At 39.5% G+C, this 14,613-nt stretch carries 12 protein-coding genes and 2 pseudogenes; 8 read left to right on the forward strand and 6 right to left on the reverse strand.

Going from position 1 to position 14,613, the window contains the following annotated elements; genetic code table 11:
* On the forward strand, positions 1-1,579 hold a 1,579-nt coding region (locus L647_RS0102055; RefSeq protein WP_024609723.1), incomplete at its 5' end, for a TonB-dependent receptor.
* A gap of 1,096 nt (positions 1,580-2,675) precedes the next feature.
* Here L647_RS0102055 and epmA read toward each other — a convergent pair.
* Together epmA and efp are read right to left on the reverse strand one after the other, a co-directional pair.
* Complete coding sequence (gene epmA / locus L647_RS0102060) at positions 2,676-3,650, reverse strand: elongation factor P--(R)-beta-lysine ligase (protein WP_024609724.1); 975 nt, start codon at positions 3,648-3,650, stop codon at positions 2,676-2,678.
* A gap of 56 nt (positions 3,651-3,706) precedes the next feature.
* Entirely contained in the window at positions 3,707-4,273 is a 567-nt protein-coding gene (gene efp, locus L647_RS0102065; protein ID WP_024609725.1) for an elongation factor P, read from the reverse strand.
* Between the two features lie 41 nt (positions 4,274-4,314).
* On the opposite strand from efp, the gene epmB reads away from it, so the two are divergent.
* Positions 4,315-5,328, forward strand: coding sequence for an EF-P beta-lysylation protein EpmB (gene epmB / locus L647_RS0102070; protein ID WP_029880356.1), 1,014 nt, complete (start codon positions 4,315-4,317; stop codon positions 5,326-5,328).
* A gap of 8 nt (positions 5,329-5,336) precedes the next feature.
* Here the strand turns inward: epmB and L647_RS0102075 are convergent, their stop codons facing one another.
* Positions 5,337-5,546, reverse strand: a complete 210-nt coding sequence (locus L647_RS0102075; protein ID WP_002960797.1) for a hypothetical protein — start codon at positions 5,544-5,546, stop codon at positions 5,337-5,339.
* Positions 5,547-5,617: 71 nt separating this feature from the next.
* Here L647_RS0102075 and L647_RS01000000123490 point away from each other — a divergent pair.
* A pseudogene (locus L647_RS01000000123490) lies at positions 5,618-5,912 on the forward strand (prephenate dehydrogenase).
* Between the two features lie 108 nt (positions 5,913-6,020).
* On the opposite strand, the gene L647_RS0102085 reads toward L647_RS01000000123490, so the two are convergent.
* On the reverse strand, positions 6,021-6,521 hold the full coding sequence (locus L647_RS0102085) for a DUF3016 domain-containing protein (protein WP_024609727.1): 501 nt from the start codon (positions 6,519-6,521) through the stop codon (positions 6,021-6,023).
* A gap of 317 nt (positions 6,522-6,838) precedes the next feature.
* Between L647_RS0102085 and galE the strand changes: the two genes are divergently transcribed.
* Positions 6,839-7,855: a UDP-glucose 4-epimerase GalE gene (gene galE / locus L647_RS0102090; protein WP_024609728.1), complete on the forward strand. Its 1,017-nt coding sequence runs from the start codon at positions 6,839-6,841 to the stop codon at positions 7,853-7,855.
* A gap of 603 nt (positions 7,856-8,458) precedes the next feature.
* Here the strand turns inward: galE and L647_RS01000000123495 are convergent.
* Both L647_RS01000000123495 and L647_RS0102105 read right to left on the reverse strand, forming a co-directional pair.
* Positions 8,459-9,137, reverse strand: a pseudogene (locus L647_RS01000000123495) (Fe2+-dependent dioxygenase).
* 149 nt (positions 9,138-9,286) lie between these two features.
* Positions 9,287-11,467, reverse strand: a complete 2,181-nt coding sequence (locus tag L647_RS0102105) for a TonB-dependent siderophore receptor (RefSeq protein WP_024609729.1) — start codon at positions 11,465-11,467, stop codon at positions 9,287-9,289.
* Positions 11,468-11,683: 216 nt separating this feature from the next.
* Here L647_RS0102105 and L647_RS0102110 point away from each other — a divergent pair, with 216 nt between their 5' ends.
* Genes L647_RS0102110 through L647_RS0102125 form a run of 4 tightly spaced genes read left to right on the forward strand, consistent with a single transcriptional unit; the run spans position 11,684 to position 14,566 of the window.
* Positions 11,684-12,457, forward strand: a complete 774-nt coding sequence (locus tag L647_RS0102110; protein ID WP_024609730.1) for a DUF3450 family protein — start codon at positions 11,684-11,686, stop codon at positions 12,455-12,457.
* Positions 12,457-13,764: a MotA/TolQ/ExbB proton channel family protein gene (locus L647_RS0102115; RefSeq protein WP_024609731.1), complete on the forward strand. Its 1,308-nt coding sequence runs from the start codon at positions 12,457-12,459 to the stop codon at positions 13,762-13,764. Before L647_RS0102110 ends, L647_RS0102115 begins: the two co-directional genes overlap by 1 nt.
* Positions 13,764-14,156 carry a MotA/TolQ/ExbB proton channel family protein gene (locus L647_RS0102120; protein ID WP_024609732.1) on the forward strand — a complete coding sequence of 131 codons (393 nt, stop codon included), beginning with the start codon at positions 13,764-13,766 and terminating at the stop codon, positions 14,154-14,156. Before L647_RS0102115 ends, L647_RS0102120 begins: the two co-directional genes overlap by 1 nt.
* A 5-nt stretch (positions 14,157-14,161) precedes the next feature.
* Entirely contained in the window at positions 14,162-14,566 is a 405-nt protein-coding gene (locus L647_RS0102125) for a biopolymer transporter ExbD (protein WP_024609733.1), read from the forward strand.
* Positions 14,567-14,613 lie beyond the last annotated feature (47 nt).

Below are 14,613 nucleotides of genomic sequence, written 5' to 3' on the forward strand. Positions count from 1 at the left end.
CAGCCGAGAAGCAGGTCTTGCAGCAAGCACAGGCTTAACCGACGATACAAGCGCTCGCGTTAGCTACTTTAGAAGAAAGTCAGATGGTTATGTAGATAACCTATATTTAGACGACGAAACTCAACAGCAAGACGAACAAGTAGCGCGTTTCAAATTAAACAGCCAACTCACAGCTGATTTACATACCGAATTAAACCTTCACTACATCGATATTAATAACGGCTACGATGCGTTCACTCTCGATAACAGTCGCAACAGTGTTGCCGATGAGCCTGGTCAAGATAATCAAGAAAGCTACGCAATTGGTCTCGCTAATACCTACACCGGTTTTGACGCATTCGATATAAATCTAAATTTATCAGCCATTGATACCGAGTTATTTTATAGCTTTGACGAAGACTGGGTATGTAATGATGCAAGTGAGCCACAGTTATGTGCTGCTGGTTTACATCCTGATGGATACAGCTCAACAGATCTTTACAGCCGCGATCGCGATGATCAATCAGTCGACCTACAATTTAATTCTAAAACGGGTAATTGGGTTGCCGGTATTTATTACCAAAGCCGTGATGTAGATTTAGAACGCCAATACACGTGGCTAGCAAGCCCATTTACATCAACATACGAAACCAGCAATATTGCTGTATATGGTCAAGTAGCAACACCAATTGGTCCTAAAACGACATTAATTACTGGTTTACGTGTTGAGCAATACCAAGGTGACTACACCGATAGTAACGGCTTTATAGAAGATACTGACGATGTAATGGTTGGCGGTAAAATTGCTCTAGAATATCAAGTAATTGATCGTACCATGATCTACACCAGCATAACCCGTGGCTACAAAGCCGGCGGTATTAACTCAGAAGCACTAGCGAAAGCTAAAGATGAAGGCTTGAACCTAAGCGCTGACTTTTTCCAACAACATACTAGTTTTGATCCTGAGTATTTATGGAGTGGTGAATTTGGTGTTAAAGGCTCATCACTTGATGACAAATTTACGCTTCGCTTAGCTGCATTTTACATGCACCGCGACGACATCCAGTTAAAAGCATGGCAAGTAGAAGGTCAGCAATTTACAGGTTATGTTGATAACGCAAGCTCTGGCAGTAACTACGGACTTGAAATTGAAGGTAGTTACCAAGTAACTGATAACTTATTTGTTACCGGCAGCGCTGGTTACTTAGAAACAGAAATAGATGATTTTGTAACGCAGTCTGGCTTAAATCAAGATGGTCGCGAACAAGCACAATCGCCTAAATATCAATATGCTTTTACTGCTCGCTATAACTTTACAAGTGAGCTTTACGGTATGATTGGTGTTGAAGGTAAAGATAATTACTACTTCTCTGATAGCCACAACTCACAAGCACCAAACAGCAACTTAGTTAATTTAAGCTTTGGCTACGAAGCTGATATGTGGGCAGTACGTGCATGGGCTCGTAACGTGTTTGACGAAACAGTACCTACTCGTGGTTTTGAATTTGGTAATGACCCACAAGATGGTTACGCAACGCATACATACACACAACTAGGTGAACCTCGCGTAGCAGGTGTCACGTTTACGCTTAATCTGTAAAACACAGCAGTTGGCTTTCAAATGAAAGCTTTCAGCAAGTAATAAAAAACACCGCGTTTAATTTAAACGCGGTGTTTTTTATTTATAGGTGAGGTTTTATACCTCGCTTTTTATAAAGTTAAATTACACGAGCGCGAAATAAATTCGCACCTACAGGTTTGGCGTATGTTGTTGGGTTTGATTTTTATTGTAGGTTTGATTTTTATTGTAGGTGAGGTTTTATACCTCGCTTTTTACTTTTTAAAATATTAAAGCCAAGTTACACGAGCGCGAAATAAATTCGCACCTACAAGTTTTGGGTTTGTTGTTTATTGTAGGTGAGGTTTTATACCTCGCTTTCTGCTTTTTAAAATATTAAAGCCAAGTTACATGAGCGCGAAATAAATTCGCACCTACGGTTCAGGTCTACATTTTTATTGTAGGTGAGGTTTTATACCTCGCTTTTTACTTTTTAAAATATTAAAGCTAAGTTACACGAGCGTAAAATAAATTCGCACCTACAGGTTTGGCGTATGTTGTTGGGTTTAATCTTTATTGTAGGTGAGGTTTTATACCTCGCTTTTTACTTTTTAAAATATTGAAGCCAAGTTACACGAGCGCGAAGTAAATTCGCACCTACAAGTTTGGCGTATGTTGTTGGGGTTGATTTTTATTGTAGGTGAGGTTTTATAACGTGCTTTTTACTTTTTAAAATATTAAAGCCAAGTTACACGAGCGCGAAGTAAATTCGCACCTACAGGTTTGGCGTATGTTGTTGGGGTTGATTTTTATTGTAGGTGAGGTTTTATACCTCGCTTTTTATAAAGTTAAATTACACGAACGCGAAATAGATTAACGCCTACGGTTCAGGTCTACATTTTTATTGTAGGTGAGGTTTTATACCTCGCTTTTTACTTTTTAAAATATTAAAGCTAAGTTACACGAGCGCAAAATAAATTCGCACCTACAGGTTTGGCGTATGTTGTTGGGTTTGTTGTTTATTGTAGATGAGGTTCTATACCTCGCTTTTTGCTTTTTAAAATACTGAAGCCAAGTTACACGAGCGCGAAATAAATTCGCGCCTACAAGTTTGCTACTTGCGCCTACAGGCAAAGCATCACGCTCTTTGCACGTCAAACGCAATCACGTCTTTAATTTTTTGTTTATTGGTTGCTAGCATTACAAGCCTATCAATCCCCAAAGCAACACCTGCGCATTGCGGTAATCCATGCTCTAGCGCTTTAATTAAACGCGTATCCATTGGCACTTGCTTTAAACCGTTATTAGCCCGATATTCGTTATCGTCGTTAAACCGTTTAGCTTGCTCGCTGGCATTAGTAAGTTCGTTAAAACCATTCGCTAATTCCATATTTTTATAATAAAGCTCAAAGCGTCCTGCTACGCGTGCATCGTGTTCACAAATTTGTGCAAGTGCCGCTTGAGAAGCTGGAAAATGATAAACAAAACACGGTTTTTCTTGCCCTATCGTTGGCTCTACCTTCATACAAAACAATAATTGCAGCAAAGTATCTTTATGCGTTTCGTTTTTGGCTATATCAGCAAACCCTTGCTCACAGGCAAGTTGCTTTAGTTGTTCTATGTTTGCTGTTAACGGATCGAGCCCTAATGCTTGTTCAAACGCTTGTTGATAGGTGACTCGTGTTGCCGGCTCTACACCTAAAACGAGCTGCATTAGTTCATCCATTTCATCCATTAAAGCAAATTCATCAAAGCCTGGGCGATACCATTCCAGCATAGTAAATTCTGGATTATGATGACTACCCGCTTCTTCATTTCTAAATGCTTTACAAAGCTGAAAAATAGCGCCTGAGCCTGCCGCTAACAAGCGCTTCATAGCAAACTCTGGAGATGTTTGTAAAAACAATGAAAGTCCATCAGCGTGCCCTGGACCTACAAATGTGGTATTAAAACTGGCTAAGTGCACGTCGGTTACACTCGCACCACTCAAACTTGGCGTTTCTACTTCTAAAACATCACGCGCATAAAAAAACTCACGAATGCGACGTAATATTGCTGCACGTTGCTTTAGTGTTTCAATACTTGCGCTAGGTGCCCAAAGATCTGCTGACATATTTTCTCCAAAAAAAATCCCAGCGTAAGCTGGGATTTATTAAGCTGAGTTAAGTGTTACTTAACACGGCTTACGTATTCACCGTTACGAGTGTCTACTTTAATTACTTCGCCAATTTGTACGAATAATGGAACTCGTACTACAGCACCAGTACTAAGCGTTGCTGGTTTACCGCCAGTGCCCGCTGTATCACCTTTAAGACCAGGATCTGTTTCAGTGATCTCAAGCTCAACAAAGTTAGGTGGAGTAACTGCAATAGGGCTGCCATTCCATAATGTAATTGTACATAGGTCATTTTCAACTAACCATTTTACTGCATCGCCTAGTGCTTTTTCGTCAGCGGCAATTTGCTCAAATGATTCGTTGTTCATGAAATGCCAAAATTCGCCGTCTGTGTATAGATACGCTAAATCTGTATCCATTACATCAGCACCTTCAACTGATTCACCCGATTTAAAGGTTTTTTCAAGCACCTTACCAGAGATAAGTTTACGGATACGAACACGGTTAAACGCCTGACCTTTACCAGGTTTTACCATTTCATTTTCTAAGATACTGCAAGGCTCGCCGTCCATCATAATTTTTAGGCCGCCCTTGAACTCGTTGGTGCTATAATTCGCCATCGTTTCCTCTATTTATATTTTTTCGAGTAATCTACGTGCCAATGATACAAAGAAATGAAGCAAATTTGCATAAAAACTGGCAAAAAGAATTAGCAAATGTAGTTACCTGCCCAAAAACCTTGCTTGAAATGGTCGGTTTATCGAGCCAAGTCCATGAAAACGACCTAAAAGCCCGTAGTTTATTTCCGGTACGCGTGCCTATCCCTTTTATAAAAAAAATACGCAAAGGCGATCCAAACGATCCCCTTTTGCTGCAAGTAATGCCACGTCATCAAGAGTTTTTAACTAAATCGGGTTTTAATAAAGATCCCCTACTTGAGCAAGATAACGACCAACCTGGCCTTTTACATAAGTATAAATCACGTGTTTTGGTCATGTTTAAAACCGGCTGTGCTGTAAATTGTCGTTACTGTTTTAGAAGGCATTTTCCGTATCAAGAAAATCAGCTCAATAAAAAAAGTCTGCTTGAAACACTGAGCTATATAAAATCAGATGCTGATATTAACGAAGTGATTTTAAGTGGTGGCGATCCACTTATGGCAAAAGATGATGCAATAAGCTGGTTTTTAGATGAGCTTGAGCAATTACCACAAATTAAACGAATGCGAATTCATAGCCGTTTGCCAGTGGTTATTCCTGCGCGAGTTACCGATGAGTTATGTGAGCGATTAGCAAAATCGCCATTAAAAATTATTTTTATTAATCACATAAACCACGCCAACGAAATAGACGCTGACTTTAAAGCCGCAATGCAAAAACTTAAAGTTGCAGGCGTTACGCTTTTAAACCAGGCTGTTATTTTAAAAGATATAAACGACACCGTTGATGCGCAAATAAACCTAAGCGAAGCATTATTTGATGCAGACGTATTGCCATATTATTTATATTTACTTGATAAAGTTGAAGGGGCGAGCCACTTTGATATTAACGAAGCACAAGCAATTGAAATAATGGCAGAGCTATTAAAAGCTCTGCCTGGATTTTTAGTGCCTAAATTAGTAAGAGAAATAGGTGGTCAAAAAAGCAAAACACCTATCGATCTTAAGCTAATTTAAGCTAGCATTTAAACGTATATATTTACGTTATTACCCAATGATGCAGTTACCGATTTAGCCGGTGTTTGCGCACTTGACGATTGTGCAGCACCTTCAATAAGTGCAAGAGCCGCCGCGCCATCTGCTAATTGCTGCTTTTTAGATAAAGCAGCGCTGTAAAGCTCACTGCCTTGGCCTGAGCCAGAAACAGCGGGTAAACTTGTGCCTGATATATTCATATAACAAACCTGACTTTTAAATGTAATCCAAGTATTATGTCGGCAATGCAGTGCAAAGCTTTAGGAAAACCATGGATTCTATTATTGAACAACTCAATGCCAACTTAAAAATTGTTTACCGTCAGGCACTTGATGCTGACAAAAAACTCGACGAGCTTCAACAGCAAGGTCTCGGTAAGTTTAAAGCCTTATTTACTGCCGATTCAGGCTTTAACTTTGAAGCTAAACGTTTTAAACCGTATGTACTTGATGTGGCAGNCAGCCGATGTCGAAAGCTTATCTACCGATGGTTTTAACGAAGAAAAGCTTAAAACAACCGTTATTAAGTTACAGCAAATCCTAACGCTGCTAGCTACTTTTAAGTAATACCAATCAGCTTAAAAATAAAAATGCCGCTATTTAGCGGCATTTTTATGTTAGGGCTGTTTATTTTTCGAGGTTGAACAAGTTTCAATCCTCAAAGGTCAACACTTCCTAATCTAAACTCGGTAATATTTGCTCACCAAACCACTCTGTCAGTAAACGTTTTTCGTAATAAAACGACTCATCTCTACCCATTTTAATCTTATTCATAAAGCCCATATCTTTAAGCTCTACGTCACTATCTTTACTAAGTACGGTACCGTCTTTGTCGGTTAAGGAATAGTCTATTTTGATGCGTGGGAAGTAGATTGGTTTTACTACGCGAATTTCATCCATACCGCCGTAACGCACGTCACCCGCTAAATCTAAATCGATAAATTCTACATTTAATTTATAATCTGTTGGCAACTGCTCTGCTAATTTAGCCATATGCTTTTCAAAACTAGCGGCAATATTTTTATGATACGAACCTTTAGCTTGGTTTGATGGGCGTACATCGCGATAATCATTAAAGTCATGCCATTTAACAATTGACTCGCCTGCATGAGCAAATGCAGGTAATGCAGGTAATGCTATACACATTGCCATTGCTATTTTTTTAACTGAATTCATATCTTTCTCCACAAAAGGGGGTCTAACTACAATAGTGTAGTTAGGGTAAGCACTGTATCAATATTAAAATATTTAGTACTCTACTATTAATATACCAATACTCAGTACTACATTTATATTAGCAGCTATTTATTAACTATAACTTAATCACGAACCTAAGTAGCGTCTAAAGTACATAAAAATATAGAGAAAAATAAGTTAACTGCCTTATTAAAGAAAGACCTAATTTAAACAATAAAAATTACAGATAAAGCATGTAAATAATCGTAATGTATGTTGAAATTAATACAACTGAAAATGTTACCCATGGAGCTTTTATGACTATTTTAGTAACCGGCGGCGCAGGCTATATTGGCTCACATACCGTTTTAGAACTTCTACAGCAAGGCAAAGATGTTGTTGTTATTGATAATTTAAGTAACTCATCACAAGAATCACTCACACGTGTAAAAAAAATCACAGGCAAAGACGTTACTTTTTACCAAGGCGACATTCTCGATAAATCTTTTTTAGATTCTGTATTTGCTAAGCACACTGTTGATAGTGTTATACATTTTGCGGGCTTAAAGTCAGTGGGAGAATCGGTTGCTAAACCGGTTGAATACTACCAAAACAACGTACAAGGTACTTTAACGCTTGTTGATGCTATGCGTGACGCTGGTGTATTTAAGTTAGTATTTAGCTCATCTGCTACTGTATACGGCGACCCTGCTAGCTTACCTATTAAAGAAGACTTTCCTGTAGGCGGTACTACAAATCCGTACGGCACATCTAAACTTATGGTTGAGATGATGCTGCAAGACATTGTTAAATCAGACGAGCGCTTTGCGTTTGCTATTTTGCGTTACTTTAATCCTGTTGGCGCGCACGAGTCGGGCTTAATTGGTGAAGATCCTAATGGTATTCCAAACAACCTTTTACCATTTATAGCGCAAGTTGCGGTAGGTAAATTAAAACAACTTGCTGTTTTTGGCGATGACTACGATACCGTTGATGGCACTGGCGTGCGCGATTACATACACGTAGTAGATTTAGCAATTGGTCATTTAAAAGCGCTCGATAAAATAGCGACTAACACGGGTGCGTTAGTTTATAACCTAGGTACTGGTAACGGATATTCTGTACTACAAATGGTTAACGCATTTATTAAAGCTAGCGATCAAGCTGTGCCATATCAAGTTTCACCTCGTCGCCCTGGCGATATTGCAGCTTGTTATGCCGCACCAGAAAAAGCACTTAACGAACTTGGTTGGGAAGCTGTGCGCGGTATAGACGCGATGATGCAAGATACATGGCGCTGGCAATCAAACAATCCCAACGGTTATAAAGGATAAGTAAAAAAACATAAAACATAGAAATCACGAGCTTTGCTCGTTACGCCAGCAAGCTGCGCGTCTACAAGTAAATTTAACCACAGCGTTAAGTTTTGGCTGTAGGCGCAGAGTTGCTCACGCGAAAAGCGCCGCTTTTAATATTTATAATGAATAGCTTACTTACTTATTGGTTTCTCTAAAGTGAAGCGCCCTATTAACCTCTTTGTGAATAAATTACTTAAAATCTTATTGCACAAAGAGAAGTGAAGGAGGGGTAAATGGAAAGACACCAAAGAATAGAAATTACGAGCTTTGCTCGTCACGCCAGCAAGCTGCGCGTCTACAAGTAAATTTAACCACGGCGTCAAATTTTGCTCATCACGCCAGCAAGCTGCGCGTCTACAAATAAGTTTAACCACAGCGTCAAATTTTGCTCGTTACGCCAGCAAGCTGCGCGTCTACAAATAAGTTTAACCACGGCGTCAAATTTTGCTCGTCACGCCAGCAAGCTGCGCGTCTTCAAGTAAATTTAACCACAGCGTTGAGTTTTGGCTGTAGGCGTAGAGCTTGCTCACGCGAAAAGCGTCGCTTTTAATTACTTATATTTAAAAGCGAATATTTTTATTATGTCTGTGCCCACTGTCTTAACAAGTTGTGATAAACCCCTGTTAATCTAATAATCTCAGGGCTATCTTGTACTTTTTCACGTAAGCCTTGAATAGACGTATCTAAATCAAACAGTAAACCGCGTTTTTCGTCGCTATTAACCATACTCTGTAACCAAAAAAACGAGGCTAATCTACGTCCGCTTGTTACTGGCATTACACGATGTAAACTGGTTGATGGATACAACACCATGCTTCCTGCTGGCAGCTTTACACTGNGAGCCATAGGTATCTTCAATTACAAGTTCGCCGCCCTCGTAATCCTCTGGTTCATTAATAAATAAGGTCATTGATATATCGGTACGCACTTTTACTGGCGTACCTGGCACTTGTCTAATCGCATTATCAACATGCACACCAAATGATTGCCCGCCTTGATAGCAATTAAAGAGCGGAGGAAAGATCTTTGCGGGAAGTGCAGCCGACATAAACAAATCGTTACGTGCAAGTGCTGCCATAACAATGTCGCCAAGTTCTCGGCATTCAGGGCTGTTTTCAGGAAGTTGTAAGTTGTTTTTTGCTTTGGTTGATTGATGCCCTGCGGTAATACTGCCATCAGCCCATTGCGCTTTGAGTAAAACCTCATGGCAATAAGTAACTTCTTCTTTAGTTAATAACTGCGGTATTTTAACTAACATGTGCGCCCTCTCACATAACAATATAATCTAAATAAGCATTTGAATAGATTAGTGAATTAAATAAATTTCAAACTCAATTAGGTTGGTATTATAAATAACTAAGGGCAGAAATATCTGCCCTTAGTTATTATGCACTCTTTAACTAAAATTTAAAAAGAGTAGCTTGCCGTTAAGCTAAATTTACGCCCACTACCTGGTACAAAGTGACCACCGCCAAGTTGGTCAACGTAATCTTTGTCGCCAAGGTTTTCACCGTTAAGTTGTAAGCTCAAATCTTTTGATACCTCATAAGCAACCATAAAGTCAAAAATAGTGTAGCCTGGCGCACGAGAGCGTGTTGAAGTTGTGCCATTGTAACGCTCATCTACATATTGCGCGCCTACACCAAACGATAATTGCTCAGACACGTCATAGGTAGTCCACACACTTGCACTATTTTTAGGTGTACGAGCAAGCTCATTGCCAATTTGCGATATATCGTCGCCTAACGCTTCAGTTACTTCACTGTCTTGGTAAGTATACGATGCAATAATAGTCCAATCTTTAGTAATTAAACCCGTAGCTGAGAGCTCTAAACCTCTCACTCTTTGCTCACCACCAAGTAATTCATCTGAAGTATCATCAGCAAAAGGGCTGTCAGTACGGGCATTCGTTTTTTCTGTACTGAATAAGGCTGCATTTGCTTGTAAGCGACCGTCAACTAAACTCCACTTAGTTCCTAACTCATAACTGCGGCTTTCTTCGGCATCTAAATCGGCTGCATTACTGCGAGTAGAAACCGTAAGACTTTCAGCAGATGGGTTAAATGAATTACCCGCGCCTAAATAAATACTGCCATTTTCTACTGGTTTATACACAACAGCTGCATTCCAACTAAATAAGTCATCGCTTGTTGTAATTAACGCACTTGGATCATCGTAATCATTATGATAATCAGTAGTGAAGCTATCAAAACGAACTCCGCCCGTAACTTCCCATTGCTTATTAAGCGTTATAGTATCGAATGCATAAATAGCTTGGTTTTTAGCTTTTGCTTCTATGCTTGTACCATCACGACCATATACACCTGTAAATGCAATTGTTGCATCTGGGTTGTATAAATCGTTACGTATTCCGTCTTCAATTAAATTATCTGGTGTAGTTGCAACAAAGTTGTAACGGGTAAATGTTTCATTAGCAAGTTCAACACCTACCACTACATCATGAGTAAAACCAGCAAACTGGTAATTACCAATTAAATCGAGCTGGAATGCAACAAGCGAGTTATTTGTATCACGTGTTTTTTCATCAGCAAATGTTATATCGGTATCAGTTGTCACCGAAAAATAACGCGGTGCAGTTGTTACAGACTCACGCTTAACAGTACCAATTCGCGCTTGAGCACGAACCATAGTATTTTTTGAAAAATCATATTCATAACGTGCAGTTGTTGAATAAGCTTCAATATCTTCGTAATCACGGTAAATATTACCGTAAAAGTTATCAAAATCGACAGGAGAAGGCGAACGCGCGCTATCTGCAAGCTCAGCTACAGGCGTATCGCTGTAAACCCAAGGAATGCCGTAATCAGGTAAGTTGTCTTGACGTTGATACTCAAAATTTATATCAAAGCGACTATCAGTGCCCAGCCCCGTTGCAAATGCAACTGCAATAGCATTTGTTTCGTTTTCAACATAATCACGGCCAGCAACATCGCCTTTATCAGCAAGTAAATTTATACGTAACGCACTCGTTTCGTTTACTTCAATATTGGTATCAAAGCGACCACGGTAATCATTTTCAGTTCCTAAACGCAGTGAAACATCGTTAAACTCACCTAATGTTGCTTTTTTAGTTTCTAGGTTAACACTACCACCCGTAGCACCACGACCAGATACAGCAGAGCCAGGACCTTTAGCTACTTCAACCGCTTCAATGTTATAAATATCGCGCGTGTAGCCTGCAATATCACGAATGCCATCAACAAAAATGTCATTTGTAGCGCTAAAACCACGAATAGACATGCTATCGCCAGTAGGTGAGCCACCTTCACCAGCAGCTAAAGAAATACCTGACACATTACGTAGTGCATCTTGTAAGCTATCTACGTTTCGGTCTTTCATTACCGCTTGGTTAATTACAGTGACTGTTTTAGCAGTATCTAATAGCGGTTGAGTATATTTATGCGATGTTGATTCTTCCACAACATAGCTAGACTCTGCCTTAGTTTGCGCTTTTGTTACCGATAGTTCTTGAACATCTTGTGCACTTGCCCAAGTTGAAAGAGTCGCTGTAACAACCGCTGCAATTGGCTTTATGAAGGCATTTCCTTTATTCGATGGCTTACTCATGGTTACTCCGAGGTTTTGTTAAGCACTTAACTATTGTTAATTGAAGGTACATATTTAATTTCGGCAGAATCCTACCACCACAACAACGCAATGTAAACGATAATTGTTATCAGTTGTGTTGTTATGTGAATTCATATATTGTATACGTACTTAAAAATTAACAGTAATTACGCCCCGGTAATTGCTTGTAGTAACTTTCAGGATTGTTGTTAAGTAATGCGAAGCTTAATTAAACCAATAAGTGTGGTTATCGCACTTTGTAGCGCCATGGCAGTAAAGGCCGATACGGTTAGCGAATTAGAACAACTCGTCAATAAATGGCTGCAAATAGAAAATCAAAACAGTGAACTAAATACACACTGGCTTGATCAAAAAAGTAGTATGGAACAAACCTTAACGCTTTTAGATGCCGAGCAGCAGCAACTTAGTCAGCTTAACCAACGCAGGCAAAAGAATACCAGCGAATTGACCCAAAAACGCGAGCAACTTGTCACTAAGCAAGCTGAATTAGAAAATGATCAGCAACAACTAAACGATCAACTCGCACGTATTTCCCAGCAGTTACTTTCATTACAAGTACAGCTACCTCCACCGCTATTAACCAGCTGGAAAAATGCAGGTGACTTAACTAACTCACAGTTAAATACTACCGACAAGCTACAAACTGCACTTAAAATGCTGGAATTACTACGTGATTTTCAACAACGTATTTCCATACACGAAATGGCAATTAAGCACCCAGACGGACAAGAAGTATGGGTTAAGCAGCTCTACCTTGGTGCAGCGCAAGCATGGTTTGTAAGTGAAGACTTGAGCTATGTGGGTATTGGCTTTCCAAGCGATTTAGGTTGGCAATGGGAGTTTGACCCTAGCATTAACGCTGAGCAAGTTGCGTTAGGAATAGCCGTACAACAAAAAAAGCGCGCTGCTGATTGGGTAACACTGCCTATTTTAAGTTATGCAAACAATACGCAAAAAGGGGTTAAGTAATGACTTTTGCCCACACATTTAAAACGTTTAGCATCTTAGTTTTATTATTCAGCGCACACATTTCTTTTGCAGCAAGCAGTGATGACGCTAAAAAAAGTATTTTAAGTGATATTAAAACAGCGCAGCGTACGCTAAGTAACACGCAAAACAGTGTTGCTAAAGAGCAAGCCTTACTTGGTAAAAAAATATTTAATAAACAGCAATCACTTAGTAAATTACGTGAAGAGGCTGCGGTAAATCGCCGCCTTGCTGATGAAGACACTTTAAGTTTAGAGCAGCTGCAAACACGTCTAGATACATGGCAGCAACAACAGCAATACCAACTTAATTTATTAAATCGCTTTGTCCGCCAAAATAGTGATAGCGAGCATGTTACTAATAATCAAAACGAATTATTAAGCCAAGTTGTTTCACTAATTAGCGATCAAGAACAGGCGCTTTACCCACACTTTAAAAAGCAGCCTGTTGTGCTTAGTAATGGTGAATTAAGCCAAGCAAGCACCTTGCAAGTCGGCCCTGTAGCTTGGTTTAGCACGCAAACACCTAAACTTGCAGGTCTATTAAATTTAGATGATGAATCTAATGCATTAAAAGTAGCGTTAGTACAATCAACAAGTAACGACAACCCACTTGATAACACCTTAAAACAAAATGGTGTGGGGTCTACATTACTTACTTTCGACCCTAGTTTAACGCACTTAGTAACCAGCCAAGCACAGCAAGAGAGCCCGCTTGAACACTTAGAAAAAGGTGGCTTATGGGCTATTCCTATTATTTTATTTGCCTGTTTTGCACTGACTATTGCGTTATTAAAAGCCGCGCAGCTATTGCGTTTAAGCAAAATTAAAATGCATTCACAAATGCAATTACAACAATTTTTTAAAGGCGAAAGTACAAACGAATTTACAGGTATGCAAAAACAGCTATTTAACCTAACGCTGCAAAGCGAAAAAGGTCAAGTACGAGACGATCAATTGTTTAATCAATTAATTCACGATAAACACAAGCTTGATAACTTTATTGGCGCAATTGCAGTAACAGCTGCAGTGGCACCTTTATTAGGTCTATTAGGTACTGTCAGCGGCATGATCGAAACATTTAAAATGATGACCTTGTTCGGATCGGGCGATCCCGAAGTTGTATCGGGTGGTATTGCACAAGCACTAATAACTACCGAACTTGGTTTAGTAGTTGCTATACCGGCACTTGTGTTAAATGCCCTACTATCACGTAAAGCGAAAGCTTATTACAGCCAGCTAGAAGGCTTTGCTCTGCAACTAAGTCAGTTAGAAAAAGGAGATAAATAATGTTTGATCAAATTATTGGTAACCCTATTTGTTGGTTTATTATTTTACTTGCTTTGTTTGTGTATCAGCTGATTTTTCAAGACTTATTACATTTAAAACACTACAAAGCACAGCGCGCAGGTTATTGGCAAGAAGTTAGCTCTATTTTAACGGCAGCCTTACCACTGCTTGGTTTACTGGGCACTATTGTTGGTTTGCTCGATACATTTAAAGTAATGGCGCTGGGGCATAACGAGTTAATGAGTGAGGCAATTGGAGATGCACTCCTTACCACTCAATTAGGGCTTGTTTGTGCTATTCCTGCATGGCTAATGCAAGCGTACTTAGCTTATTTAAAGCGTAGCCCTGAATTACACACACAACAAAATATACCAAGTAAGCAGTTAGGATAACCGTTATGCAATCACGTTTAAAACATCGGTTAGAGCAAGAGTCAGGGCAGCATATTGATATGTCGCCTTTGTTGGACGTTGTATTTATTTTGCTAATATTTTTTATTGTCACCACCGTATTTGTACGCGAAAGTGGCGTTGAGGTAGATAAACCTCAAGCAGTATCGGCAAGTCGTCTTGAGCAGCAGGTTATATTTTTAGCAATTACCGACTCCCAACAAGTCTTTTTTGATGGCAGCCAAATTGGTGTTGCTGGTGTGCGCAGCAGCGTAGAACAAATGCTAAAACAGCAGCAACGCCCTGTGGTTATTCAAGCTGACAAATCAGTTCCTACTGAGTTATTAGTTCAAGTAATTGATGAAGCAAAGCTTGCCGGTGCAGCGCAAGTTAATTTAGCGACCAAACAATAATATGCACGCTATTAACCTGGTTCAAAAAAAACGTAATATTCGCCATC

This window comes from Pseudoalteromonas sp. TB64, from assembly GCF_000498095.1.
Classification (GTDB): Bacteria; Pseudomonadota; Gammaproteobacteria; order Enterobacterales; family Alteromonadaceae; genus Pseudoalteromonas.

Bases quoted from the DNA above. Each gene is read 5' to 3' on its own strand.
- epmA (WP_024609724.1), bottom strand. From the start codon at position 3,650: ATGTCAGCAGATCTTTGGGCACCTAGCGCAAGTATTGAAACACTAAAG.
- efp (WP_024609725.1), bottom strand. From the start codon at position 4,273: ATGGCGAATTATAGCACCAACGAGTTCAAGGGCGGCCTAAAAATTATG.
- epmB (WP_029880356.1), top strand. From the start codon at position 4,315: ATGATACAAAGAAATGAAGCAAATTTGCATAAAAACTGGCAAAAAGAA.
- L647_RS0102075 (WP_002960797.1), bottom strand. From the start codon at position 5,546: ATGAATATATCAGGCACAAGTTTACCCGCTGTTTCTGGCTCAGGCCAA.
- L647_RS0102085 (WP_024609727.1), bottom strand. From the start codon at position 6,521: ATGAATTCAGTTAAAAAAATAGCAATGGCAATGTGTATAGCATTACCT.
- galE (WP_024609728.1), top strand. From the start codon at position 6,839: ATGACTATTTTAGTAACCGGCGGCGCAGGCTATATTGGCTCACATACC.
- L647_RS0102105 (WP_024609729.1), bottom strand. From the start codon at position 11,467: ATGAGTAAGCCATCGAATAAAGGAAATGCCTTCATAAAGCCAATTGCA.
- L647_RS0102110 (WP_024609730.1), top strand. From the start codon at position 11,684: ATGCGAAGCTTAATTAAACCAATAAGTGTGGTTATCGCACTTTGTAGC.
- L647_RS0102115 (WP_024609731.1), top strand. From the start codon at position 12,457: ATGACTTTTGCCCACACATTTAAAACGTTTAGCATCTTAGTTTTATTA.
- L647_RS0102120 (WP_024609732.1), top strand. From the start codon at position 13,764: ATGTTTGATCAAATTATTGGTAACCCTATTTGTTGGTTTATTATTTTA.
- L647_RS0102125 (WP_024609733.1), top strand. From the start codon at position 14,162: ATGCAATCACGTTTAAAACATCGGTTAGAGCAAGAGTCAGGGCAGCAT.